Origin of the sequence: endosymbiont of Acanthamoeba sp. UWC8 (assembly GCF_000730245.1) — a bacterium.
In the GTDB taxonomy this organism is placed as follows: domain Bacteria; phylum Pseudomonadota; class Alphaproteobacteria; order Rickettsiales; family Midichloriaceae; genus Jidaibacter.
Map to the genome: position 1 here is coordinate 348,943 of NZ_CP004403.1, position 25,999 is coordinate 374,941.

The window sequence follows — 25,999 nt, forward strand, 5'->3', positions numbered from 1 at the left end:
ATTTACTCTTTTATTTTCCATTAATTTTACCTTCTGTTAACTCAGCTTTCTTATTTAAGTTTTTAGTAAAATTCCCAATTGATTCCCTTAATCCTTCTTTAGTTAGTCCTTGTTCTTTACTCAGGTCTTCTGTAAGTATGGGGAATATTATTTTTGTAATCTCTTCAACTGCTTTCTGTAATTGCAAATCTTTTATCCCCATACCTACTAAATTCTGAAACTTATAAGCATTTTGTTTCACGCCAAAAAACTTTTTCACCATATTAGAGTTATTATCTACACTATCTTTCTCTATTTGAGTTTGTACTGAATGTATTTTAGTAAGTAATTCCGGTGGGCTATTCTCAATAATTTTCTCTACTTGTAAGGCTTGCCGCTCTTCAACCGGATTCAACATTTTAGATACTTTGTGGAGGAAAAAAGATATTTTACTGTTGCTATTGCTCATTAGCAACCCGTAAAAAGAGCTATCTTTGTTTATTACCGCTGTAATTCCAGTCTCCTCTACCACACTATGATATTGCTGCTTCAAAGCCTCTATACCTTTATCTATTTCTTTTGTAAGCATATCTTTTTTTAAATCTCGCTTACTTAATACATTTTCTTCCTTATAAGCTTGCTTCAGATCAAGTAATTCACAGCTACCCTTAGATATTTCAGCTAAAATATTTTGAAATTCTTGCTTTATTACTTTCTTTTTTTCAGCTTGCTCCTCAAACAATAAATGGGAAGCAATTTTACTATACAATACATTATGCAAAGCCTCTGCTAGATCATCAATTTTTTTCGATTCTATTGAGGTTCCAGGTAATGATTCCTGTAATAATGCTTGTAGCGCTTCCGGTGTAACAAATTCCTCAATATTACTTCTACTTATACTAAACCCTATAGGTAGGCTTATGTTATAATTAACACTTATATTGAAAGGAATTTGCATTTCTTTAAATATATTTCTTAATACATCCTCTGCATCTTTATATTCTATATTTATTTTATGTGCTTTCGCCGCTTCAGCCCCTAAATTATCAGCAAAATAATCTATCTGGAAATAGAAGTCGAATGCTTGGTTTAGATCATTAAATTGCTTAATAAGAGCTCGGCATTTTATTCCTCTTTCTCGATACCTATCACGTATCTCTCTAACCTGAGCATCATATCCCTCTCTTTTCATAAAAGTTTATTAATATATTATATATATTAATAATCATCTTATAAAAAAAAGCTTAATATTTAGTTAATCAACTTATTACTTGCTATTAAAATCACAAGATTTGCTTATAAAGCTCCTATCAATGTAAGTTTTACAAAAGATTAGGCCATATGTAATTTACACAAGGCAGCAGCTGCAGGTGGAGTTTATTACGAGGCAATCGTAATAATTCCTCTTTATTTACAAAGAAACCTCCGGAAACTTCTTTATCATTAAATTGCATTTCTTTATTTAAAGTGGTTTGATATAAAAATATTCTTCTATGATGCCGGTCATTATCAAATATAAATTCAGCTAATGTTTTAAGCTCCGCTTCTAAGCCTAATTCTTCCTCCAATTCTCTTTTTGCTGCATCAAGAGGAGCTTCTCCCGCCTCAACGTGCCCGCCCGCCGATGTGCAATAATATCCGGGTAGATATTTAACATGATTAGCTCGCTTTTGAATAAAAATTTTGTCTCCTTCTCAAACTAAAATATGCACTATTTGATTGGGTAATAACTCCTCATATACTTGCTCACGAGTAGCTCGTATAAAATCTTTCCTTTATAGTCTATTACATCTATTTGCATAACATTATAAAACAAAAAAGTTGTGGATGGATAATATGCAATCAGGATACTAAAGCAACTATAATTGAATTCTAAATTATCTTTTACCCATGACGTTCGGCAATTTTTGTCCACCGCCAATCGGAGTTACGGGTGGGGTAAGTTGGTTGAATAATTGATTAGGCGTAATGCTTTGCACAAACCCTTGCATAGCAGAACATGCCTTATAAATTAATAAACCAAAGAAAGGTGAAATCTGGTTTGCCTTTTGCCATAAATCATCTTCAAATTTAAAAAGCCCAAATTCAGTATTATTACTTGCACCCGTACTTCCGCCAGTTCCCATTCCTCTTAAGGTGTTTGCAGTAAAATTCTGCATTGCAACATCATCTGACATTAGAAAAAACCTAAATTAACTTTGCTATTCATACTTTAATTATATATTAATTGTACTACATTATATATGTAACTACAATCTGATCAGCCATGTTTGTCGAACAATCAATTAAAAAAGGTATCGGTATAGTCTCGGAAGCTGCAAGAGCTATGCCTGCGGCACCGGGTATATATAAGATGATTAATATTGAGAGTGAGATTGTATATGTCGGTAAAGCCAAAAATTTACCCAAGCGGGTTATATCTTATACTAAAGTTGAAAACTTGCCAACCCGCCTTAAGCGTATGATTGCCTCACTAAGCAGAATTGAATACTTAACCACTAACACCGAAGCTGAAGCATTACTTTTAGAAGCGAATCTTATAAAATCATTAAAACCGAAATTTAATATTGCTTTAAAAGATGATAAATCTTTCCCCTATATAGTTATAGAAGATAAACATGACTATCCCAGAATTGCTAAATTCCGAGGGACAAAGAAAGAAAATTATACTTATTTCGGCCCTTTCGCGCAAGCCAGAAACGTAAATGAAACCATAGTCGAACTGCAAAAACTATTTGGAATCAGACCATGCAGCGATAGTTACTTTGCATCACGGAAAAGGCCTTGCCTACAATATCAGATTAAGCGCTGCACCGCCCCTTGCACTAATAAAATATCCAAAGAAAACTATCAAAAAATAGTTAAACAAACAAAGGATTTTTTATCGGGTAAAAACTCGGAAATTCAAACTAAGCTGATCAGTGAAATGGAACGCGCCAGCGAAAAGCTTGATTATGAGAAGGCCGCGGAGCTAAGGGATAGAATAAGGCTCTTAAGCCAAACTCAAGCTAAAAATAAATTTAAAACAGACAGTATTTCAGATGCGGATTTAATCGCGCTCCACAGAGATGATACAGGCTGTGCAGTTCAGGTTATGTTTATCAGAAACGGCACTAATTACGGCGATAAAGTATACTTTCCCATTCATACCGAAGAATTGAGCGACGGTGAAGTCATTGAACTTTTTATAGGACAAATATACCAAAGGACTCCTCCTGCAAAAAATATTTTAACCACTACCGAGCTTCCTTCAAAGGAGGCGCTTGAGCAGGCTTTAAACAAATTATGGGATATAAAAACTAAAATAATTATCGCTAAAAAAGAAGCGCATAAACACTTAATGGAAATTGCATTACTGAATGCTAAAGAGGCATTGAGTAGAGTTAATAAACAAAAAGCAAAACAATTATCTACGCTTGAAAATGTGGCTAAGTTATTTGAGTTACCGAAAACACCAAAACGCATTGAAGTCTATGACAACAGCCACATTCAAGGAACTAATGCCGTCGGTTGCATGATTGTTGCAGGCGCTGAAGGATTTATGAAAAATCAATATAGAAGATTTTTGATTAAAAGTCTAAAGGGAATAGGTGAAGGCGATGATTACCAGATGCTGAGAGAAGTTTTAGAACGAAGATTTAAAAGACTTATGCCTGATAATTATCCTGATTTAATACTAATCGACGGAGGCAAAGGTCATCTGAGTGTTGCAAAAGAGATGTTTGAGAAGTTTAATATTAGTGATATAAAATTAGTCTGCATTTCAAAAGGAGCTGATCGAAATGCAGGTAGAGAGTTTTTCCATACCCTCGATAAAAAACCTTTTCAATTGGATAGAAATGACCCTACGCTACATTATTTACAACTGATAAGAGATGAAGTGCACCGTTTTGCAATTGAATCACATCGTAAGCGCAGGATTAAAGACACGACTAAGTCCGGAATTGATGAAATTCCGCAGATCGGCGCAAAACGCAAAAAGCTGCTATTAAGCCACTTCGGTTCTTTAGAAAGATTAAAAGAAGCAAATTTTGAAGATATTATTAGGATAGGCGGGATAAGCAAAAAGATTGCAAAGTTAATTCACAACTATTTACACAATGAGCAATAGTTAGTAAACTAGCCTCATAATTAACCAGTCCCCTGCTAGGTTCATGTTAAAAGATCTACCTAATTTTCTAACCATTTTAAGGATTTTATTGATTCCTGTGTTAGTATTATCTTTTTATCTGGAAGGCAAGCTTTCTCATTATATAGCAGCTTCTATTTTTATATTTGCCAGTATCACCGATTTCTTTGACGGCTACCTGGCCAGAGTATTAAAAGCTCAATCTAATTTCGGAAAAATGCTCGACCCTATAGCCGATAAGTTATTAGTTGCCTCAACTCTTATGATGCTGGTTCACTTCGGCCATGCACCTGTAATTCCTACCATTGCTATTTTATGCAGAGAAATATTGGTTTCGGGATTAAGGGAATATCTTGCCGAATTTAAAGTCAGTATTCCCGTTTCAAAATTAGGTAAAGTTAAAACCGCAGTTCAGATGGCGGCAATCATAATATTGCTGTTAGGTAATAAAGTCTTACCAATACCTTATTTAGACCGTATCGGCGAAATAGCACTATGGGTGGCAGCAGTTTTAACCCTGATTACCGGGTATGCATATTGGAAGGAGAGATTTAAATATATTTAAACCGTTTTCTATTATCACAAGCTTAAACTTGTATTTTTATTATTATTTTCACTATATCTGTCTTGATGAGATTTTGTAATCTCTATACCTAATCCTTTATTTAGTTGGTCTTTTACAGCGTTTTCTAATTGCTCATTAAAAGCTTCTTCAGGTAAATATATACCGCCACTAACCAGACCTGCCCCTGTATATTTGCTGGCATCATAAAATATCTTACTTAACCCCGTAGCATTTCCCTTACCCCAACTATTAAATACAACTTCTCCAACAATTTTTTCCGACTTACTACTAAGCTTCAGCTCTCCTTCCTTAATCTCTATCAGATTTTCAACATTTATAGATTGGCCAGATAATTCTTTTATAACTTCTTTCATCATTAATCTTATATTATAGCCATCTACTCCGCGGTTTTCCCCTTCTCCGAAAAGGTTTTGCGTAATTTTATCCGCTATCATATCAAATACTATAATTAATTCTATATCTTGAGGGTTATCAAGATTTTGGTATATCTCTCTTGCAAGTAAGTTTATGTTTCCCTTGTATTCTGAAACATGCTTTAAACGGTCGGGGTCAATTTCAAAATTGGCATCAATCTCCTCATGCTCAAATTTTTTAATCAAGTATTCCCCTAAATTCTTGTTATGAGGCAGAATATTTTTCTTCAAGCCTTCCATTAGGTTTTCTTTTATTACCTCCGATATTGCCTTTTCATCCGGTAATTCCGCCTCACTTAAATCCACGCCAACTAACGAAATACCCCTCAAATCAACACCTGAAAAATCACCGATTAATTTTGCTCCGCCTAAATTCAAATCTCCACCCAGATCTAAAGATTCTACCATCGTCTTTAGGGTAGCAGCATCGATTACCGCGCCTTCAAAGCTGACATTTTCCAGAGTTGTACCTTTAAAGGAAGTATTAGTAAATTTACTACCGTTAAAGCTGGTATTAACTATTACAGATTTATCAAAGGAGGTGTTAATAAAGTCTTTACCTGATAAGTCTCTGCCGTCAATGATTATATCATCATATTTAACCTGCTCCTCCGGCTTTTTACCTTCCCCGCTTTGCTCAATTTTATTTTCCATAGCTTGGTCAAACTCTTTTTGTCTTTCAATCTCTGCAATAGTATTTTTAATATCGTCAGCTATATTTACTAATATCTCACCGGCCTTTCTTCCTTTAATTACTTGGGGGATTCTTTCACTTCTTTCAAGTTGTTCAGTGACTAGATCTATAATATTATCTTTATTTACCTCAAACTGAACTTTTAATTCTTCTCTTATACTCGGGTCGTTTTTAATTATCTCAAGTAGCACCCTTAAAGCTTTAATACTTTTTCCCTCTCCATAGGCATCAATTATTTCAATCAACTTATCTGAATGATTTAATAAATGAGGAACAAGATCATATAAGCTACCTTTTAATCCATATTCATTCAGTACTTCAACCTTAGGTAATACTTGATCTAATACGCCAACGATTATCTCGCTTTTCTCTAAAAAATACTTCCTTACGTTTTCATCATTCTTTGTAATCTCCAGCAAATTCTTGGCAATTGATAAGTATTTTTGCTGATCAGTTATTTTATCGTCTTGATAAATATCTATTATCCCAACCAACTTATCTGAATGGTTTAATAAATGCGGGACAAGATCATATAAGCTACCTTTTAATCGATATTCATTCAGTGCTTCAACCTTAGGTAATACTTGATCTAATACGCCAACGATTATCTCGCTTTTCTCTAAAAAATACTTCCTTATATTTTCATCATTCTTTGTAATCTCCAGCAAATTCTTGGCAATTGATAAGTATTTTTGCTGATCAGTTATTTTGTCGTCTTGATAAATATCTATTATCCCGGCCAACTTGTCAGAATGATTTAATAAATGCGGAACAAGATCATATAAGCTACCTTTTAATCCATATTCATTCAGTACTTCAACCTTAGGTAATACTTGATCTAATACGCCAACGATTATCTCGCTTTTCTCTGCAAAATACTTCCTTATATTTTCATCATTCTTTGTAATCTCCAGCAAATTCTTGGCAATTGATAAGTATTTTTGCTGATCAGTTATTTTATCGTCTTGATAAATATCTATTATCCCGACCAACTTATCTGAATGATTTAATAAATGCGGAACAAGATCATATAAGTTGCCTTTTAATCCATACTCTTTAAGCCCTTCAACATTTTGGAATACCTTATCTAAAACTTCCGCAATAAGTCCACTGTTTTTAGTCAGATAATCTTTGATTTCCTTATTTTCATTTACTAGGGATAAAAGTTTTGCTGACATATCAACAAATCTTCCTCCCACGAAATCATTAAAAACATTTTGTAGAACTTCCGGTTTATCAATAAGGCTTGGAAGTATTTCAACAAATGGGTAAATATTAGCAGCCGAGATACCGAATTGCTCCGCTTTTTTACTTATACTTTCCGGCTCAAGCTTTAGTCCTTGTTCAACTTCTTTTTTATCCTGCTCTAATATCCCGACAATTAAATTTGTAAATAACTCATCTTGAGCTTGTTTTTTGATTAATTCTTTTAAAGATGTTTCCTTATGATCTACCGTGCCTACCATCTTAGGATCATTTAATAGCTCTAGAATTTTTTTGGATAAAACTATATAATCATTATTATTTATAGCACTTACTATGATTTGAGCTTCCTGCGGCTTAGTTAAAACTACATTTAAAATATCGAGAATTTGACTATCAAACTTATAATCTTTAGTTGTGTTCTTTAAACTTTCATTTTCTTCTATAATTTTCTTAGCAATTCGGGGTAAAATGGTAGGATTATTTTTAATAATATTTTGTAACTTCGGGTTACTTATTAAATTTTCAAGCCGGATAAATATAGAGCCGTTTAATGCTCCTTTGGTAATATTTTTTATAGCTTCTCTATCTGTTGTTATATCTGTTAAGGCAGGTTTTAATTTATTTATTTCATCAGAAGTAAGGTAATTATTTTGCTCTAAATATTTACTGATATGAGGCATAAAGCTTTTATTACTAAGATCTTGGATAAAATTAGTAAAACTTTCTTTTTCAGTTAATCCGCTTTGAAAATCCGGATCCTGGGCTATCTCAGATGATAGCGCGAGTTTAATTAGATTAAAAGCATGTATAGGGTGAAGTATAGCAAATGAAAGACTTTTAAAAATTAACCCGAAACTGATCGCTGGTGCTTTCTTTGCTTTTTCCTCCGGAAGAATTGCTTTTACGGCGCTTTCGAGTAACCTGTCATTCTTACCCTCTAAAAAATAATCAATAGCACTATAAATACCGCTCCATGCTTTTCTTTTCTCTTCTAATTCAATATTTATTTCATTTAACGGCTCTAAATTAGCATCTCTCATTTTAAAACATCCCTTTATCTCTCTTATAAATAAAGTTTAGCAATAATAAGTTAATGAAAGGTTAAGGGCTAAACCAGTAAGCAAAAAAAGTAATAAAAAAAATGAGAAAAATCACTTCTTCTCACTTTTTTAAAAAATTATTTATATAAGCTTCTATTTTTCCTTAAACGCTTTATGGAAGCTATCAAGGATCGGGCTCAACAAATATTGAAGAAAAGTCCTTTCACCCTTGATAATAAAGGTCTCAGCAGGCATACCGGGTTGCAGCTTTATATCATAATTGATGCTTTCAATCGCTTCCGGCTTTATTTCAATTTTAGCAACATAGTAGAAGGGCTGTTGTTTGCTTCTATCTTCTATCGTATCTGCTGAAACATAGATCACTTCCCCGTCTATTCTCGGCACCAACCTGGTTTTATATGCGCTAAGCTGAACTTTAGCTTTCAGCCCTTCACGAATACTTTCAATATCTTTAGGCTCTACATGCGCTTCAACAATCAGCTTATCATCCTGAGGGATAATTTCTAAAATCGGAGCTCCTTGCCCTACAACCCCGCCGACAGTGTGAAATTTAAGCCCGGTAACAATTCCTGCATTTGGAGCTCTGATTATGGTTCTCTCTAATATATCCTTATCCGCTTCATATTGTTCTTTTAAATCCAATATCTTGGAATAAGTTTCTTTGAGTTCGTCATCAACTTCCTTCTGGTTTTCGTTTTCTAAGCTTATGATGTGTAATTGATTCTCAGAAATTGCTTCGTGAGCATTAGCAATATCAGCCTTGATTTGACCTACCCTACCCTCTAATTCCTGCACTCTCCTTCTTTGCTCCAAAAGCTCTGTTTTTTTAGCATAACCTTTGTTAAAGAGAGTTTCCAAGTTCCTATATTGTTCCTGAAGTATTTTAAATTGCGATTCATAAGATTTAAGCATAGCTTCTAAACCTTTTATCTGCTCCCTTTGCTCTACAATTTTCTGATTATAAATATCTTTTTTACCGTGATATGCTTTCCGCTTGGATTCAAATAATGATTGCTGGTTTTTTATAATCTTTTCTACCTCAGGAACTTCTCTATCAAATATTGGGTCACTGAAATCAATTTGTTCTTCATCAAATTTTTCAGCAAGCAACCTTTGCTCAATAGCTTTAGTAGCACGCAACCTACTTAAACTGATTTGCAACCTCGCCTTATCGGACGTATCATTTAAAATCACCAGCGGCTGGTTTTCTTTCACCACTTCTCCGTCTTTTACCAAAATGGCTTGAATAATTCCGCCTTCTTTATGCTGAATGGTTTTACGATTACCGCTTAAAACGATATGGCCTTGTGCAATAACTGCGCTATCAAGAGGCGCAAGGCTACCCCAAACTATAAAGAAGCCGAAAGCAACCCCGATTACCATAAAGGTAAATTTTATAGGCTTATATATTTGTTTTTTCAGATCAAGAGAATGCTGCATGATATACTTAGCTTCTTCAGGGTTCGCCCCTTTCATAAAGCTGTTAATCTCTTCATAAAGTTTTTTAGCTGCCGGGACAAAACCTTTAAAGCTAATTAATTTTGATATAATATTTTTACGCATTGCCGTGCCCCGGTACATTTTTCAGTTGATTCATTTGGCTTGCCTGATTCATTTGATCCATTACCTCCTTCTTACTTCCGAAGGTAGCAATCACCCCGTCTTTAAGGATCATGATCTTATCCGCTACATTAAGTATAGAAGTTCTATGTGAAATAATTATGCAAGTAATATTTCGATCTTTTGCCACATCAATTGCAGTTGCAAGCGCAGCTTCACCTACGCTGTCAAGATTAGAATTAGGCTCATCAAGCAGTAGAATTTTAGGATTACCGTAAAAAGCTCTCGCTAATGCAATCCTTTGACGTTGCCCGCCAGACAGCATGGAACCGTCAAACCCGATTTCGGTATCATATCCCTTAGGTAGCCTCAAAATCATTTCATGCACACCGGTAATTTGCGCAGCCATCACCACTTCTTCAGGATCGGCATTCGGATCCATTCTTGCAATATTCTCTTTAATAGTTCCGGCAAAAAGCTCTACATCCTGCGGCAGGTAGCCGATATATTTACCCAGCTCCTCGCGCTTCCAATCTTTTAGGCTGGCATCATCCACTCTCACCGTACCGATCGAAGGGTTAAGCGCCCCTGCAAGCAATTTCGCAAGCGTAGTTTTACCTGAAGCACTAGGGCCTATTATAGCTAAGGTCTCACCGGCTTTTAAAGAAAAAGTTATCCCTTTTACAATATGTCTTTGCACGTTAGGCGGGTTATAAAATAAGTTTTCAACATCAACCCTACCTTCCGGCTCAGGTAAAGACATTTTCTCTTCATGCTTCTCAACTAGCTCATAAGCCGCATTTAATCTATCATATGCTTTTCTGCAATTAACAAACCCTTTCCAGGAATTAATCGCCCCTTCAAACGGAGCAAGCGCCCTTCCTACCAGTGATGAACTTGCAATAATTGCACCCGAAGACATTTGGCCATTAATTACAAGGTAAGCTCCGAAACCCGTTACCAGAATTTGTATAACAAGCCTGATGAATTTAGTGATTTCAGTGAGGACGGAATATCTTTTGGTAAATAAAGAATGCGTAGTCTGAATTTTTCCGTTTAATTTCTGCCAACTTTGAATGATGTTAGGCAACAGCCCCATAACTTCAATAACTTCAGCATTTCTGGTTGCTTGATCGACTTGCCTTCTGCTTTTGATATTTTCATCATTCATTGAATCAAGCAGAGGCTTAGTCAACTTATCTGATAATATAGCGAACCCGACTAATAATGCGCCCCCGATAACAGATAGAAAGCCCATCCACGGATGGATTATGAAAAGTACTATAATAAATATTATTGCCCATGGAGTATCCAGCACCGTGAGTAGCCCGGGGCTGGTTAAGAAATTTTTAATGGTTTGCAGATCGGTTAATTGTTGGCTCCCGATGTTCACTTTCGATTCAAGGGACATTTTTACACTACCCGTGAACACCTTCTCGGAAAGCTGCCTTTCTATCCAATTACCCATTTGGGTCATAGCAAATGACCTTCCCGCCTGAAGCATGGCAAGCAACAGAAGTGCAAGCATAATAACGAGAGTCAGCATAACCAGCGTATCCACGTTACCGCTTGAAATCACCCTATCTAACACCTGCATTGAATAAATCGGAGTTGAAAGCATGAGTAAATTTATAATGCACCCGAAGAGCAATGCATACTTAAACATTATCTTACACGCAAAAAGCGTCTCTTTTATCGGGGTGATATTCTCTTTTCTTTTCATAAAACCTGAACTTTTTTAGTATAATATACAATCAACCATTCTTTAACTCTAGCAGGAAATTATTAACAATTCATTAACAACTTATGTATCTCCATGTATTTACAATATTATTTTAACAATAATATTATTATTTGCATTTAATTTATTTTATATTATAATTCGCTTTGTGAATTTTAACAATATTGAGGGTTTATGAAAAAGATTCTAGGAATTGCTGCATTAGCTATTATGGCTAGTTCAACAGCATCTGCAGCAGAGTATTACGCTTCTTTTAGCGGTTTATACGGTAAGGGTGGCGTAAAATCATCAAGTAAAGATTTTGGAGAATATAACTCTAGTAATTCTAAACCAAAAGGTTTTGATGTAGCAGTTGGGTCGCAAATCACACCTGAAACTAGAGCTGAACTTGCTATTGGTTACCTTGTAAGCGATAAAAAAAGCAAAGCTTATGAAAGCACTTCTTATAGAGGTGAAAATTTTGGTAAAGCACAAACAATATCTGTAATGTTAAATGGGTATTATGATTTCGCAAATTCTGGCGCATTTACTCCATATGTAATGGCTGGTGTGGGATATGCTCATAATAAATTCAAAACTGGATTTGTTGGAAAAGATTTAAACAATGGTGGGAAAGTTATCAATACTCCTTACAATAAATCTAAAGGTAGTTTCGCTTATCAAGTTGGCTTAGGTATAGATGCTAAAGTAGCTGACAATGTTAAACTTGGTATTGGTTACAGATTTAAAGATACTGGGCTTAATTCAGTTAAAAAAGATGGAAACAAAATCAAAGTTAAACACTCTCACTTAGCATTAGCTCATGTTAGATTTGAGTTTTAATTATCTTAAAGCTTAAGTCGAATATACTACTAAAAAAGCTTACCTCCATAACGGAGGTAGGCTTTTTTTTATTGCTTGAGTTTTGCCTGGATAATGAACAAAAATATAAAAATAAAATTGCATTCAATATACATTTGAGTATAACTATTTGGTAAATAACTAATGTATAAATAGAACAATAATGAAAAAAGTTTTCTTTTTGGGCTTATGTTTAAGCCTTTTCGCCGCACAAGCAAACGCTGATGATTGGTATGGTTCGATAAGCGCAATAATCGGGAAAAATAGAGATAAAGATAATATTACTCGCAAAGGAGAAATTAAAGGGGTTTCACTAACCTCGGATGGTGCTGAGATAGGGCTTGGTACTTATCTTACTCCTGATATGCGCGGCGAACTCAGCTTAAACTATTTTGTCGGGAAAAAAGGATATTTTTTAAAATCTCAAGAAGCTACCGGTCATATTAAATTAAAGCATGAATCATATTCTTTATTATTCAACAGCTATTATGATTTTAACAATCATACCATGGCTGTCCCTTATGTTATGGCAGGCTTAGGTTATGCAAATAATAAAATTAACATTAAATACTCTGAATATGAAATGTCTAAAACTCAAACAGATCAGGGAAAACTTTTCGGCTCAAAAAAAGGCCTTACATGGCAATTAGGAGCCGGGATAGATATGAAGGCAGCAGAAGATCTTAAAATCGGTATAGGATATAGATTTAGAGACACAAATACATCAGGCAAGAAACTAAACCAATATCATATGGTTTTAGCAAACATTAAAATGGATTTCTAATATCCGACCCTCAAACTACATAAAGTCGGTTTATCAATTTAAAGTAAACCGGCTTTTTTCTAAAAATACCTCATGATCACTCAAACTAAAAATTGCAATAATATTTCACTTTATGTATAACCTATTATGCAACATATATATTTTAGGATAATATAATGAAGAAAACTATATTAGCAGCAGTGGCATTCAGTGCAATTGCAGCAACTGCGAACGCAGACGACTTTTATGGCTCAATTAACTTAGGCATGGGGAAAGGTAAGCCCAAAATCGAGGGCACTACAGGCAAGATGAAAAGCTCATCTCCCATAGCCGGTGATATTGCATTCGGAACTTATTTAAATCCTAATATCAGATCTGAATTAGCATTTTCTTTACATAGCCATAAATCTAAAAATAAAGATATTGGTTTACAAGTTAAGGAATCAGGCATGGGTGGGATGTTAAATTTCTATTATGATCTGTACCCTACCGATAAATTCACACCTTATTTTGTAGCCGGAATGGGTTACGGTAAAAACAAGTTTAAAATCACCGGGACAAACGTAGTAGAAAGAACTAAGCCTAAGTCGAAAGGCAGCTTCGGCTATCAGGCAGGTCTTGGGGTTGATTTCAATTTTGATGTTACCAAGGTAGGCTTAGGCTATAGATATCGTTCATTCGGAATGAGTAAATCGGGTGCAGATTATTCGCTCAACGGAACTAATTTAAAAGTTGAACCGAAAGCAAGCCATATGTTAGTTTTAGGTGCAAGATACGATTTTTAATTAATCGGCTGCTTAAAAACATAGTTTGAAAACTAAACTAATAGTAGCGCGCCCCTCCGCCTCACTGAAAGAGGGGCGGCGCTCATAAAAATTGTTTAATAATTTATGTATATCCTTGAGTATTTATCCTCAGATTTATAGCTTAATTTACTACCATTTTTATTGAGCTAAGATCTGGATATAATTGCTCCTGCTATCTTCAGAGCTTCAATGATTACTAGATGTAGCTATTATTCTTAATATCTCTCTACCACTTATCTCTATTCTCATCCAGAATCTTTAGCTTTTCTTTAACTCGTCTTCTTAGCTCAGCTTCATCAATGTTTTCATCTTCTTCAAAGTATTCATCATCTCTAGGCCAGAAGTCTTCTATATCTATGGCTTGTAACTCATCAAATGTTTTTAGGAACAAGCTACCTTCAGGATAAATTTTATACGGTCTAGAGAGCTTATCATATTCATCACTACTTATTTCATCTTTAAAAAATTTACTTAGCAATTCTTTTAAAGGGGTATTCTTTTTATCTTCTTTTAAATCCTTACTTCTTTTACTTAAAAAGGTTCTAGAAAAAGTTTGACCATCCATTTTGCTATCAGCAAAATCTTTCATCATTTGATAATATTCAAACCTATTTTTATATATTGAATTACTCATTGTACATTACCTGTATTTTTTAAAGATTTTATTTGTGCCTCACCTAATTTCCATCCACTAACAAAGTTACCCTCTAAGTCCTTCATAACATTTACTCCCGTCTTTTCATTACAATAATGAATAACTCTCTCAGTCCCACGATGTGTTCCTGCTATTACTATAATATCATCCTGCTTAATATGCTCTACTATTTTTTGTTTAAACTATACTGTGTTAAATTATATATCCTACATACCTGGAGCATAGCCAAACTATAAAAAATTAAACTAAATTTGCGTATAAATGACTATGTCATTTATACGAGCACGCGCCATAAATGGCGGCTAGGCGCGTGCTTCTTACTATTCTTATTATCTAATTTTTCAGTTATAGGCTATACAATCATATTAAACTTAACTTATTCTATGTAAATAAACGGGTTAGATATCCAACTTAATTTACTATGATCGAATGTTAAGATTCTTCTTGTTTACATGAGGGAAAATTTTTCAACAGTAATGAGAACAAAAACAGGCCTATCCGCAAATAATAGGTCTATTTTACCTTTAAAACTAACCTTTATACATTCTCTATTAAAGGATGATATTTAAAATTATCAACATAAGGCCTCGGCTTCTTCTTTTTCGGCTCATTAGGCTCTTCCAGTTTAAACTCAATGTTATGCTTGCTTGCATAAGCGATCGCTTCTTCTTTGCTATTAAAATGTAAACTAACTTCATTAGCCATCATATCTTCGGCACCCGTCCAACCCATGATAGGGTCAATAAAGCGTGAGTTTTGCGGTATATATTCCAATATCCATTCCTTAGTTCTATTTACGCCCGATTGCATTGCAGTTCGACATGGCTTATAAATTCTTGCAGTCATAAAATTATTTCACTATTTTAACTTTTATTAATAACTAACATATCTAAAATAAGGTTTCAAATAATATGGCTGAAAATAAGAAAAAATCCGTAGATAAGCTTTCTTTCGAGGAAGCATTAACTGAGCTTGAATCAATTGTAAAAAGCCTAGAAACGGGAAGTGTTGAGCTTGATAATGCAATTGAGCTTTACCAAAGAGGGCTTGAGCTAAAGCAGCATTGCAGCACCCGGCTCGATCAGGCTAAATTAAAAGTTGATAAAGTTATCCATGAAAAAGGTGTGGCTAAGGAAATAGAACCTTCTAATTTAAATGCTTTTTATGAATAAAGTTATTTAAATAAATACCTCAATCTCCTTAAGAATATAAACCTGGAGTCCTCAAAGAAATTATGTGGATTATTGATTAATTTCCGAAGCCTTCTGATTATAACAAATCTTCTTTTCGTATTATTTCTTATAATAGGTCTTCCTATAAGCCCGGTTCCTTGCCTTAATTTATAATCCGTACTAAATCGGTAGCGGTCAAATAAAACCGACTTATTATCTATCTTTATGGCACGAACAGGGTTATATATGTATTTTGTTTTGCCTATGTTATTTATTTGATAAAAATTAATCTCACTGGTAATAGTCATTTTTGATTCTAAAGACCAATCAATTACTTTGGTTGTAAAATTACCGAATGAATAAAAGTCATTAATTAAATAACTCAAGAATCTGAATATTCTTTCCTTATCAGGAACAAACAAATTATTTAAATGCGAAATTACCTCTTGTTGATTTTTTACCCTCCTGTTAAATGCATCATGGGCATAAAAAGCTTCTCCCGTATATAACACCGGCTTCTCCCAAAGCATGGAAAGCACCCCTACCCCTGAGTTTATGAGAAGGATGCAATCCGCGATATTAAGCAGATCTTTTATGTTATAATCATCTGCCTCAATTCCCCCTGCAACCTCATAACTTTCTTTAGTTAAAGGATGCTTTTTATAAACCAGCACCCAATTCTTCGGCAAGCTCTTTGCAACGCTTCTAACTAACTCCACGAATTCATCATAAGTTTTGATATATACCCCACAGAAGAACTTGATTACCGTATCGGAAGGAGTTTGAAACGGAACAAATAAAACTTTCTTACCGGGGTTAATCTTAAGTTGCCGTAATAATTTATTTGCCGCTATTCTTTCGGGCTGATCCTCCAAAGCAGCATCATTACTTTTTTCTTCGCTTATATAATTTAATACTACTTCCCTCTTTTCTTCACTTATTTCAAAATCCCAATTTTCCGAATTATAGCTTTTGCTATCCGCGTTAAACCCATTTCTATCAAAAAACATTGAGTTAGGAAGCGCTCCCCGTTCAATCACGAAGTACTCGACTTCTCTTTCACGCAAGAAATTATAAATTTTTAGCCTGATCTCATTAGAATAAGGGTTTTGTAATATTACCCGATTAATATTATTATCTTTTAAATATTCTTCTAAGTAGTTAATATCCTCAAACTTCTCTTCTTCCTCATAAAATATTTTACCGTATCTGGGTAACACTTCGCGATTATATATTGCAGGATGTGTTAGAGTAAAAATCAAACTATTACCTTGCGAAAGATCAGGTAGCGGTTCAGGCTCTTCTTTCCGTTCTATATAGCTCTTTAGCAGCTTATTAAACAATAATCTGTTCTTTTGTTTCCGCTTCATATAAGAAGATGAGCTATTTACCTCATGCCAGATATGAAAAAGCGAAATACCTTTAGCAAAAGTTATGTCTCCATATAACCTTATTAAGCTCTTAAACCCGTTATACTCTACTACATCCCGACAATTTTTATAATCTTGCAGAAAATTTTGCGGAAGCGGAAAGTGTTTAGCTCTATGCGCAAGCCTACAGGTAAATTCCAGATCCTCAAAACCCCAACCGGCGAATTCTTCATTATTGCCTCCCCTTGCCAGGTAATATTCCCGGTTAAAAACTTGTACTGAAGTGCCGGTGGAAAACTTTTCAACTACTTCTTCATTATTTATTAAAAAGTGTTGTAAAAACTGCTTTCTTCTCGCGGTGCGTTCCGTATTAAAAAATAACTCGCTACCGTGCTTGGTAAGATAAACCACCCCGAAGCCGATAAAATCCCTTACATTATTTTCTAAATCATTGAGCTTAATTTCTTCTAAAACATCTTGGTAAAACCCATCATATACCGCCAGGTCTATATCCATAAACATTATAAAATGTGATAAACTGTACATTGCGCCGTAGTTTCTTGCCCTTGCCGCTGAAAACAACAGGTTATCGCTATCTAAGCGCATATAGGATATACCTAACTCCTTGCAAAGGTTTGCGGCTTGCTCGCTGATATCAAGTTCAGTGCAATCATCTACCAGTAGGAAATCAATATTATTCGGTAAATTTCTATCTAACTTACAGAAAGATATTCTTTCCAGTATATCTTCTCTTTGGTTAGTGTATTTAAAAGGAATAATCACGGTTAAATCCGCATCATTCCTCAAATCTAAAGGCTTAATTTTAACTATGTCTTCCATCTATAAATATGAATTTATCAGTATATATTGCGCCCGAGTATACAACAAATTTCGCTACATGCATTAATGTTTATATAATTCTTTTCTCATTAAATAACAGGTTGTTGCAGGATAACTTAATTTAACTTCTTAATGTTTTATGTATTGAAGGTTGATTGCTTATCACTTTTCTGTTAAAAGCTTTATATAATTAAGAAAATTAGAAAAAATGATAAAAAACTTTTTCTTTATGGTGCTTAGCCAAGTAATTAATATTCTATTAATATTTAATTGCAATGCTAATACATTTAATCAAGCGGAAAAAAATGCGAATACTCAATTTATTAAGTCACGTGCTATTTTACCTAATCACACCTCTCACGGCCCTTCGGTTATCAACAGCGCTTATATTGAAAACACCGCTCAAATTTTCGGACATTTTACCGCAGAAGATGCCTTCTTTAATAAATTGATAGTTTACGGATTTCTTAATATCTCAAATTCGCAAATTAAAGATGCCTCTATATATGGCTCCGCCAAAATTAGCAACTCCAACTTCATTAATAAGCTTACCGTGTTTGGTACCATGATTGCCAAGCATTCCACATTTAAGAATATTAGCACTAATGCCAAAAAGATATTTATTGAAGATTCTAAAATTGAAAATCTTGAAGTTATTGCAAATGAAGATCCCTCTATCCCGCAAATTCTATACTTAGATAAGAAAGTGAATATAGGCAGCATAGAATTTAAATCAGGGAAAGGTATAATTATATCATCATCCAGAGATATTAATATTGATCAGATCAAAATAATAGGTGCGGTGGTTAAAGAAAATTATTTATAAATTCACCACGCTTTAAGCAAATCGCTGCTTAATTAAATTAATGATCAGCTCAATCTCTGCGCTTGTATATTCTTTTTTCGGTAGGTTATTTCCCCATACCGGGTTAGGGTATAACGGGTCATCTTTATAACGCAAAATAATATGGATATGTAACTGCTCAACTATATTACCGATAGCAGCAATATTAAGCTTATAAGGAGAATAGCTTTGCTTTAAAAACTCCGATATATCACAAATCTCTTTAAAGAGTAAAATTCTCTCCTCTTCATTTAAATCAATAATTTCTCTCAATCCCTCTACTCTCGGCACTAAAACAAACCATTTGAAGTTAGCATCTTTTATAAGAAGCAATCTTGAAAGAGAAAAATCATGAATAAATATAGTATCTTCATTTAGCTTAGGGTGAAGCTCAAAATTCATAAATGCAGCCTCTGTTTTATATTTTCAATCAGCATTTGAGTATAATTATGTTTTAAAGGAGTAAAAGGTTCAAATTCATTACTTATAGGAGCAGCTAAACCGACTTTAAATAAATGCTTTACAAAAGCCATATGCTTACTGCTTAACATACTTCTCGGAGCATAAATGAATACCGGCTTACCAAGAGAACACGCTTCACTGCACATAGAAATTGAATCACCGGTTACTAATATTGCTTCAGCATTAACGAGAAATGCCTTATAAGGATTATTTTCACATTTTTCGGGCTCATATAAAAAATACCTTGCTTTAGTTTTTTCTAAAGCCTGCTTAATTTTTCCAATTAATGCAACAGGAGTTCTTCTGCTTGAGGTGATAAGTAAGCTTCCCGAATAATTTTCGGCAATATTCGTAACATTATTAATAAACTCGGTAATATGTTTTTCTTTAAATTTACATTTTTTTGTAATTTCCGCCGATTAGTATAGCCAGATACGGTTGCTTATATTCAGCTAAAACAGCTTGCCATTTTAAGCTTTCCTGCCCAAGCTCGTAAGAAGAAAAGCATGAAATAGCGAGCGGAGTAAAAATCACATTATCAGGATAAGATATAAATTGTTTTCTATCATGCTCAGGAAGGATTACCAGATCAAAAAGCTTATAACTTTTTTGTGCTCCTAAAATTTGAATGATTTTAGTGTTTCTATTTCTGTCCTTTAAAGCCAGCGCAACACTTGCGGCTCTTCGCCCTGCACTTATTATTACATCCGGCTTATCTTGCATTAAATGCTCGGCGCTATTCTTATTTAATAATTCAAACCCACTTTTAAAAAAGATCGGTATAGCAACAAGTTTGTTATACTCTAAGCGCTTTTCTTCATAATCAAATCCCAATAATTTAGCTAAGGCGATTGCCTGATTCGAGTTGCCTGCCCTATCATCCGTCAGCACAAAAACTTTTAGCGACATACTTCACTACATCTTACAGTACACATCTCACTACACATCTCACTACACATCTCACTACACATCTCACTACACATCTCACTACACATCTCACTACACATCTCACTACACATCTCACTACACATCTCACTACACATCTCACTACACATTCCGCTTGCAGTTTACAAAAAAATTTGCTACAAACCAACTAAATAAATTTGATATTTTACAAGTAAGGTTAATTAATATGTCTAGAAGATGCGAGTTAAATTTAGAAAAAGCAGTAATGAGCGGTAACAACGTTTCTCACTCAAACAGAAAAACCAGAAGAAGATTTCTACCCAATATTCAGACTTTTTCTTTACTCAGCGATGCACTCGGTACTTTTATTCGCTTTGATGCTGCTCCAAGCACTATCAGATCTGTTGAGCATAACAACGGTGTTGATAATTATTTGCTCAAAGCCAGCCCTTCAAACTTAGGCAAAAAAGCTAAAGCGCTTAGAAAAAAAATAATTGAAGTTTTAAAAGCTAAGCAAGCCGGCTAAATTTAAAATATTATACCATTTAAAAGAAAAGCAGCCCTTAAACCAAGGCGTTGCTTTTTTACCGTATCACCATAACTTTTTCACTTAAATTATATATTCAATATATTAATATTACAAAACCCCCATCTTTTTGACTAATATTTAAATTAATGCTATTATTATATTAATAACAACAAATTAAGTGGGGATTAATGAATAATCATCAATTAGCACAATTTAGTGCAGCAGCTTATACAAAAAATTCTTCTAAATATGAAACTAGTGAATGGAAAATGTTATTAACTTCTGATGATGTTAGCGCCAGTAAATCAGGATTTTACGGTACGGCTTATATAAATGAGACAAGCAAAGAAGTAGTTATTGCCAACAGCGGCACCAACTTTAATGTGTTTGGTTTAGGATGGTTATCAAAATTTGATTTCTCGGTTCCGGTTGACTTCGTAAAAGACTTATACTCTGATACACAGTTATTTTTCGGATATGTTCCAAACCAATTTACTTATGGTGCAGATAAATTTACCGATGCAGTAATTAAGCAGCTCGGCAATGAGGCGCATGACTACACATTCACAACTACCGGTCACTCGCTTGGTGCTGTTTTATCAAATTTAGAAAATGCTAAACTTACATCATTAGGATATCAGGTTTCTTCAGTAAATATTGATAGCCCGGGTTCTAAGCCTATATTAGAGAACTATATACAAGATAATAACTTAAAGCTTGGATGCGATAACTTGGATATCACCACTTTCAATGCACCTAAGCACCTTGCAAATACAGTTCATAATGAAGTGGGAAATGTTTATGAATTTACAATGCCGTATACCGATTCTTCCATCTTCGGCAGCATAATGGAAACAATCCACAACCACCAGTTTAGAAACATTATTACCAAAGCTTTTGATAAAGATTCAGGTGATTTTATTGAGTATGAAAGGGTGAATGATGAACTTGTTTACTTTGTTGAAAATAATGCGGGCTTTGAAGTTGCATAATTTTATTGCCTAAAAATTAAACGTTAATTAAACGGCACCCTGCTCAAAACCTAGAGCGGGGTGTTTGCTATTATGAATAGCATTTGAGCTTTTTTATTGAATTAACAAGCTAAATCCCTTAATAAATTATTAATATTCTTTATTTCTTAAAAAAATTATCCTGCCCATAGATAAATAATTAACTGTGTGCTAATGTAGCGCAAGAACAAAGGGTTTTATAATGAGAAGTCATCATTCAAAAGTTTCAATTGATAAAAGCCAGATTTATAGGCAAAACACCCTATTTGATCACTTAATCGGGTTATGCCAAGATTATCTGAAAAACAAAAAAAGAGAAAAGGATATAGACCGATTCCTGAGATCCGGCAATAATATTAATGCTTTGATGCAAAGGGGGCGTAATGGAGATTCCCCTTTAAAAATGATTATATTTATTGCTTTTAAAAATATTAAAAATCCTCACGAAGCACAAGCTAAGGCGATAAAGCTACTGGATATATTGTTTCACTATACAGGGAGGTTAAGCTCCACGCAAAGACGAGATCTTCTATGCATGAGAAACAATAGCGGTTATAGCTTTTTAAATGAAGCTATACAAAAGAAAGGCTTAAAACTAATCAAATTCATTTTTAATAAAGTTAAATATGAGCTTGGTAGAGATTCTTTGGAATATAAGAATCTAATCAGCACAAAAACCGGAGAAAATTTTACTTTACTCCATGACGCAACTAAATCAGGAGATAAAGATATAGTTGAGTTCGTATTTAAAGAAGCTAAAGAATGCTTAGGCGATAATTCTTTGGAATATAAAGAGCTACTTATCGCCAAAACTAAAGAAAATTTTACCTTACTGTTTTACATGTTAACTCCGGAAAATAAAGAACTTCTTAAATTTATATCTGAAGAAATAAAAAGTATATTTGGTAGCAACCTTTATGAATATAAAGATTTGCTGACAACAAGAACTAAAGGAGGTTTTAACTTGTTTCACCGAGCAGTTGCAATGGATAATACTAATAGTCTTAATTTTCTTATCCAAGAATTTAAAGAGGTATTTGGAAGAAATTCCGGTGATATAATAGCAGAGCTGCTTAATCAGCGGAATGATAATGGGCGTATTCCGCATTCCGGTAGAAATAGGGAGATAAATATTTTACTTAAAACTTACAGGAAAGGTAAGGAGGATATTTTTACAGAATCCGAGATCGATATTTTCTCCGGTTCTTTAATAGAGATAAAAGGTAAGAATGCTGAACTTGGTAATGCAATAAAGGAGTTTAGTGCATTCTTTAAGGAACAACTTTTTATTGTGAAACAGACATATAGGCTACTTTTAGATTTATATATTACAAAAAATTTTATCTCAGAAAATCAACGATTATCAACAAAAAATAATTTTAAAGAAGCTACTAATAAAATTAATGATGCTTTATATGGTAACTATAATACCCGATCAATATCAGGAATAGAGCAGTCGAGAGATGCGGGCAGTAATAATAAAAGGAAAGAAATAAAGCTTGATAATGAAGCAAGTTCATGTGAGCAACCAAAACAAAAAAACACAGGGTTTATTTTGAAACCGAACAAAATGAAGGCATGCACCCCAAAGAGCGCTTAGAGCAGGAGCTTAAGAGAGAGGAAGACGTGAATATATTCTTATCAGCTAAGTTTGCTTTTTTCAAAAATACAGCTATAGATATCCTAAAGTTAATAGAAAGAGAATTGAATACAATTAAAATTTTACTTAAATTACCTACCTTAGAGGCCGGCTCAAATAATATCTCAGTTAAAATCCAGACAAACGAACAAAACATGGCAAATTATGACTTATCCTCCGTTCATCAATTACCGGCAGTTGCAACCGCTGATAAAGAGAAACCCGCAGTAGCTAAAATCAATCAAGTTAAAAATGATTCTATAAAAAGCCAGCATATAGAGGAAAAAGGGGGCACCGGTGACAAAAAACCTATCAGGAGTTATACTGAAGCTTTACAAAGGGAGCAGCAACCGCCGCTACGTTATTTTCCGAGAGGTTAATTTTATATATAAATCATCGACACTGGCAATATTAATCAGATAATATCATAGCTATTCAATAGAAATTTAAGCGGACAAACTATGGTTAAAATCGAACAAACACCTTTAACCGACCAAATAAAAAGCACTATTTTTAAAGGGTTTGCCGAGCATGCAATAGAACGAACCGGAATTAACGGTATAAATGATGCTATTTCCTTTGTTGCCTACCGAGGCACTGAATTCATCGGAGCTATGGTAGTTGATCTTTTTTGGGGTCAATTGCATATAAAATATCTTTATATAAAGAAGGAATATAGAGGTCAAAATCTAGGTAATCAGCTTACGGAGCATGCTTTAAACTTCGGGAGGTCACATAAATGCGATTTTGCTTTTGTGGAAACTATGAGTTTCCAAGCATTAGATTTTTATATAAAACTTGGATTTAAGCTTGAGTTTACCAGAGACGGTTATGCAAAAAATACCTCATTTCATTATTTAAGGAAATATTTATGAACTATATAGTTAAAGCAAATAATCTCATTATCCTCAGAAAAGGACATATTTGGTTAAAATTTTTCAACCACTTACCCCATTAAGCTTTTTACTTTTGAAGTCAGAATGTCAAAATCTATAGGTTTTATCAGGTAATCCGCCACGTTTAATGCCATACCTTTTACTATATCCTGCTTCTGCCCCATTGCGCTTAAATAAATTACCGGGATGCTAGCTGCTTGAGAATCAAGCATTTTGATTCTTCTGACAAACTCATATCCTGAAACTTGAGGTAAGTTTATATCGCATATAACAATCTTAGGCAAGCCTTCATGCGGTGATTGCATATAATTTAATGCTTCAGCCCCATCACTGAAAGCTTTAACTTTATATCCTTCCGCCTCTAATATTTCAGTTAAATTTCTTCTAAAAACTTCTTCATCTTCAATACAAATTATATCTATCATAGATCCCCCTTGAGTTTATCCTTCTGACTAAAAAAAGAAAGTATAACCTTGGTTCCCTTACCAAGCTCACTTTCTATATTAATACTTCCACCGTTAAATTCCATCAATTTGTGTGCTAAATATAATCCTATACCGGTACCTGAGATAGTTTTAGCATTATGTGCTCTATAAAACTTACTAAATATCTTGCCCTGGTTCTCTTTAGGAATACCAATGCCTTGATCTTCTACTACTAAAATTGAATTATTATTTTCGGCAAATAACTTTACTATAACTTTACTATTAGGCTTAGAAAATTTTATTGCATTGGATATTATATTAGAAAGAACCAAATATATGCTCACTTTATCAAAATATATATTATGTAAATGCTCATCGCAGATAAATTCTAAAAGCACTTCTTCTCTAAAATTTTTAAAATTAACTGCCAGTTCTTCTAAAGTACTTTTAAGGTTGATTTCAACGGGGAAATAGCTGCTATTTTCTTTAGCTACACTACTTTCGATCATTGAAAGCTTCATAGTATTTTCTATGAGCGTAGAGAATTTTAATATATAGTTATTAATATTTTTAATTTGCTCATCAATTTTATCTAATCTTAATCCCTCTTTAATGCTAAGTTCCTGATCATTAAACATCGGCGCAACCTTAGTGAAGCCTTTAGTTGAGCAAAGCACTTCAAAACGTTGGGTTAGTTGATTTAAAAAGGAATACATATGATTTATATTAATCTGTAATAATCTTATAGAAGAGGCAATTACAGTTAAAGGCGTTCTAAACTCATGAGAAATAATACCGATAAATTCATTTTGCAGTTCGCTATTTCTTATTTCCTGTTCTAATTTTTCGGCAAGATCTACTGCTTGTTTTTCACTCCTTTCTTTTTCTTCTATTAATTTATCAACTTCAACCCTTTTCCTTACATCTATAATCAAACCGGTTAAGTGAGTGCAATAATATAGAACCTGGAAAATAAAATTATCTATCTTTTCATCTGCTTTTTCTTTACCGGTTACTTTAAATACAACTATTAAACTAAAAGTCTTATCACTATTTGCTACCGGCATAGTAATAATATTTATTAACTTATCATTCAAAATAAAGTTTTTTGATAATATAGAATTAGCTTTTTGATTAGCAGTAACCTCATTAATAAATTCAGCAGTTAAATATTTTTTACAAAGATTTTTATTATTTTTATCTACAAAATATTCTCCCATGGTAAGATCAATTTCATTTTGTAAAATTTTATATATACCCATCCCCTCAATTTTTAATAAATTTGCTAAGGTATTACACATAATGTTTGATGAGGTATGGATGTTTTCTTCTTGCCTAATCACCTCAATCAAGCTTTTTACTGTGGTTTCAAGGGCTAGAAATTCTTGTAGGTCTTGGTTTGAGGTATGCAATATACTCAGCTTTTTCCTAAGCCGGAAAATATAAAATGCCATAAATAGGCTAAGAAAAACT

At 33.8% G+C, this 25,999-nt stretch carries 28 protein-coding genes; 12 read left to right on the forward strand and 16 right to left on the reverse strand.

The genetic code is table 11. The features are described from left to right. Positions 1-10: 10 nt before the first annotated feature. The 3 genes from I862_RS01635 to I862_RS01645 form a co-directional block, all read right to left on the reverse strand. Positions 11-1,171 carry a hypothetical protein gene (locus tag I862_RS01635; protein ID WP_038538223.1) on the reverse strand — a complete coding sequence of 387 codons (1,161 nt, stop codon included), beginning with the start codon at positions 1,169-1,171 and terminating at the stop codon, positions 11-13. Between the two features lie 130 nt (positions 1,172-1,301). Then, positions 1,302-1,661: an NUDIX domain-containing protein gene (locus I862_RS01640; RefSeq protein WP_199398832.1), complete on the reverse strand. Its 360-nt coding sequence runs from the start codon at positions 1,659-1,661 to the stop codon at positions 1,302-1,304. A 195-nt stretch (positions 1,662-1,856) separates the two neighbouring features. Further along, positions 1,857-2,156 carry a hypothetical protein gene (locus I862_RS01645; RefSeq protein ID WP_038538239.1) on the reverse strand — a complete coding sequence of 100 codons (300 nt, stop codon included), beginning with the start codon at positions 2,154-2,156 and terminating at the stop codon, positions 1,857-1,859. A gap of 89 nt (positions 2,157-2,245) precedes the next feature. Here I862_RS01645 and uvrC point away from each other — a divergent pair, with 89 nt between their 5' ends. After that, a complete protein-coding gene (gene uvrC, locus I862_RS01650) occupies positions 2,246-4,090 on the forward strand; it encodes an excinuclease ABC subunit UvrC (RefSeq protein ID WP_038538242.1) in 1,845 nt (614 codons plus the stop codon). Between the two features lie 43 nt (positions 4,091-4,133). Then, positions 4,134-4,673: a CDP-diacylglycerol--glycerol-3-phosphate 3-phosphatidyltransferase gene (gene pgsA / locus I862_RS01655; protein WP_038538245.1), complete on the forward strand. Its 540-nt coding sequence runs from the start codon at positions 4,134-4,136 to the stop codon at positions 4,671-4,673. A gap of 14 nt (positions 4,674-4,687) precedes the next feature. Here pgsA and I862_RS01660 read toward each other — a convergent pair whose 3' ends face one another. The 3 genes from I862_RS01660 to I862_RS01670 form a co-directional block, all read right to left on the reverse strand. Next, positions 4,688-8,047 (reverse strand): pentapeptide repeat-containing protein, encoded by a 3,360-nt coding sequence (locus I862_RS01660; RefSeq protein ID WP_038538249.1) that lies wholly within the window; start codon positions 8,045-8,047, stop codon positions 4,688-4,690. A gap of 153 nt (positions 8,048-8,200) precedes the next feature. Beyond that, positions 8,201-9,631, reverse strand: coding sequence for an HlyD family type I secretion periplasmic adaptor subunit (locus I862_RS01665; protein ID WP_052646306.1), 1,431 nt, complete (start codon positions 9,629-9,631; stop codon positions 8,201-8,203). After that, on the reverse strand, positions 9,624-11,351 hold the full coding sequence (locus I862_RS01670; protein WP_052646307.1) for a type I secretion system permease/ATPase: 1,728 nt from the start codon (positions 11,349-11,351) through the stop codon (positions 9,624-9,626). The genes I862_RS01665 and I862_RS01670 overlap by 8 nt, the downstream gene beginning before the upstream one ends. 192 nt (positions 11,352-11,543) lie before the next feature. On the opposite strand from I862_RS01670, the gene I862_RS07775 reads away from it, so the two are divergent. From I862_RS07775 to I862_RS01685, 3 genes are all read left to right on the forward strand, one after another. Beyond that, positions 11,544-12,191 carry an outer membrane protein gene (locus I862_RS07775; protein WP_052646308.1) on the forward strand — a complete coding sequence of 216 codons (648 nt, stop codon included), beginning with the start codon at positions 11,544-11,546 and terminating at the stop codon, positions 12,189-12,191. A 181-nt stretch (positions 12,192-12,372) separates the two neighbouring features. Further along, a complete protein-coding gene (locus tag I862_RS01680) occupies positions 12,373-12,993 on the forward strand; it encodes an outer membrane protein (protein WP_038538252.1) in 621 nt (206 codons plus the stop codon). A gap of 155 nt (positions 12,994-13,148) precedes the next feature. Continuing rightward, positions 13,149-13,757 (forward strand): outer membrane protein, encoded by a 609-nt coding sequence (locus tag I862_RS01685; protein WP_038538255.1) that lies wholly within the window; start codon positions 13,149-13,151, stop codon positions 13,755-13,757. A 247-nt stretch (positions 13,758-14,004) separates the two neighbouring features. Here I862_RS01685 and I862_RS01690 read toward each other — a convergent pair whose 3' ends face one another. The 3 genes from I862_RS01690 to I862_RS01695 all read right to left on the reverse strand — a co-directional run bounded on the left by I862_RS01690 (position 14,005) and on the right by I862_RS01695 (position 15,279). Next, positions 14,005-14,412 (reverse strand): hypothetical protein, encoded by a 408-nt coding sequence (locus I862_RS01690; protein ID WP_038538257.1) that lies wholly within the window; start codon positions 14,410-14,412, stop codon positions 14,005-14,007. Beyond that, entirely contained in the window at positions 14,409-14,603 is a 195-nt protein-coding gene (locus tag I862_RS08680) for a colicin D domain-containing protein (protein ID WP_075260575.1), read from the reverse strand. Before I862_RS08680 ends, I862_RS01690 begins: the two co-directional genes overlap by 4 nt. Before the next feature lie 367 nt (positions 14,604-14,970). Then, entirely contained in the window at positions 14,971-15,279 is a 309-nt protein-coding gene (locus I862_RS01695) for an ETC complex I subunit (protein WP_038538262.1), read from the reverse strand. Between the two features lie 65 nt (positions 15,280-15,344). On the opposite strand from I862_RS01695, the gene I862_RS01700 reads away from it, so the two are divergent. Then, a complete protein-coding gene (locus I862_RS01700) occupies positions 15,345-15,605 on the forward strand; it encodes an exodeoxyribonuclease VII small subunit (protein ID WP_038538265.1) in 261 nt (86 codons plus the stop codon). Positions 15,606-15,607: 2 nt separating this feature from the next. Here the strand turns inward: I862_RS01700 and I862_RS01705 are convergent, their stop codons facing one another. Beyond that, positions 15,608-17,815 carry a capsular polysaccharide export protein, LipB/KpsS family gene (locus I862_RS01705; protein ID WP_038538268.1) on the reverse strand — a complete coding sequence of 736 codons (2,208 nt, stop codon included), beginning with the start codon at positions 17,813-17,815 and terminating at the stop codon, positions 15,608-15,610. Positions 17,816-18,023: 208 nt separating this feature from the next. Here I862_RS01705 and I862_RS01710 point away from each other — a divergent pair, with 208 nt between their 5' ends. Next, positions 18,024-18,641: a hypothetical protein gene (locus I862_RS01710; protein WP_038538270.1), complete on the forward strand. Its 618-nt coding sequence runs from the start codon at positions 18,024-18,026 to the stop codon at positions 18,639-18,641. A 12-nt stretch (positions 18,642-18,653) separates the two neighbouring features. Here I862_RS01710 and I862_RS01715 read toward each other — a convergent pair whose 3' ends face one another. Genes I862_RS01715 through I862_RS08365 form a run of 4 tightly spaced genes read right to left on the reverse strand, consistent with a single transcriptional unit; the run spans position 18,654 to position 20,176 of the window. After that, entirely contained in the window at positions 18,654-19,061 is a 408-nt protein-coding gene (locus I862_RS01715; protein ID WP_038538274.1) for an HIT domain-containing protein, read from the reverse strand. After that, positions 19,058-19,531: an ELM1/GtrOC1 family putative glycosyltransferase gene (locus I862_RS08240; RefSeq protein ID WP_084173754.1), complete on the reverse strand. Its 474-nt coding sequence runs from the start codon at positions 19,529-19,531 to the stop codon at positions 19,058-19,060. Before I862_RS08240 ends, I862_RS01715 begins: the two co-directional genes overlap by 4 nt. After that, on the reverse strand, positions 19,515-20,030 hold the full coding sequence (locus tag I862_RS01725; protein ID WP_038538280.1) for an ELM1/GtrOC1 family putative glycosyltransferase: 516 nt from the start codon (positions 20,028-20,030) through the stop codon (positions 19,515-19,517). Before I862_RS01725 ends, I862_RS08240 begins: the two co-directional genes overlap by 17 nt. After that, the gene (locus I862_RS08365; protein WP_158499245.1) at positions 20,021-20,176 is read right to left on the reverse strand and encodes a hypothetical protein; all 156 of its coding nucleotides are present in this window, start codon (positions 20,174-20,176) and stop codon (positions 20,021-20,023) included. Before I862_RS08365 ends, I862_RS01725 begins: the two co-directional genes overlap by 10 nt. Before the next feature lie 77 nt (positions 20,177-20,253). Here I862_RS08365 and rpmB point away from each other — a divergent pair, with 77 nt between their 5' ends. The 5 genes from rpmB (at position 20,254) to I862_RS01750 (ending at position 24,080) form a co-directional block, all read left to right on the forward strand. Then, entirely contained in the window at positions 20,254-20,553 is a 300-nt protein-coding gene (rpmB, locus tag I862_RS01730; RefSeq protein WP_038538282.1) for a 50S ribosomal protein L28, read from the forward strand. A gap of 191 nt (positions 20,554-20,744) precedes the next feature. Beyond that, the gene (locus I862_RS01735) at positions 20,745-21,548 is read left to right on the forward strand and encodes a lipase family protein (protein WP_038538285.1); all 804 of its coding nucleotides are present in this window, start codon (positions 20,745-20,747) and stop codon (positions 21,546-21,548) included. A gap of 220 nt (positions 21,549-21,768) precedes the next feature. Continuing rightward, positions 21,769-23,166 carry a hypothetical protein gene (locus tag I862_RS01740; protein WP_038538288.1) on the forward strand — a complete coding sequence of 466 codons (1,398 nt, stop codon included), beginning with the start codon at positions 21,769-21,771 and terminating at the stop codon, positions 23,164-23,166. Further along, complete coding sequence (locus tag I862_RS01745; RefSeq protein ID WP_038538291.1) at positions 23,145-23,585, forward strand: hypothetical protein; 441 nt, start codon at positions 23,145-23,147, stop codon at positions 23,583-23,585. Before I862_RS01740 ends, I862_RS01745 begins: the two co-directional genes overlap by 22 nt. Before the next feature lie 81 nt (positions 23,586-23,666). Further along, positions 23,667-24,080 carry a GNAT family N-acetyltransferase gene (locus tag I862_RS01750; RefSeq protein ID WP_038541047.1) on the forward strand — a complete coding sequence of 138 codons (414 nt, stop codon included), beginning with the start codon at positions 23,667-23,669 and terminating at the stop codon, positions 24,078-24,080. A 71-nt stretch (positions 24,081-24,151) separates the two neighbouring features. Here the strand turns inward: I862_RS01750 and I862_RS01755 are convergent, their stop codons facing one another. Continuing rightward, positions 24,152-24,526: a response regulator transcription factor gene (locus I862_RS01755; RefSeq protein ID WP_052646309.1), complete on the reverse strand. Its 375-nt coding sequence runs from the start codon at positions 24,524-24,526 to the stop codon at positions 24,152-24,154. Next, the gene (locus I862_RS07780; RefSeq protein ID WP_158499246.1) at positions 24,523-25,980 is read right to left on the reverse strand and encodes a sensor histidine kinase; all 1,458 of its coding nucleotides are present in this window, start codon (positions 25,978-25,980) and stop codon (positions 24,523-24,525) included. Before I862_RS07780 ends, I862_RS01755 begins: the two co-directional genes overlap by 4 nt. Positions 25,981-25,999 lie beyond the last annotated feature (19 nt).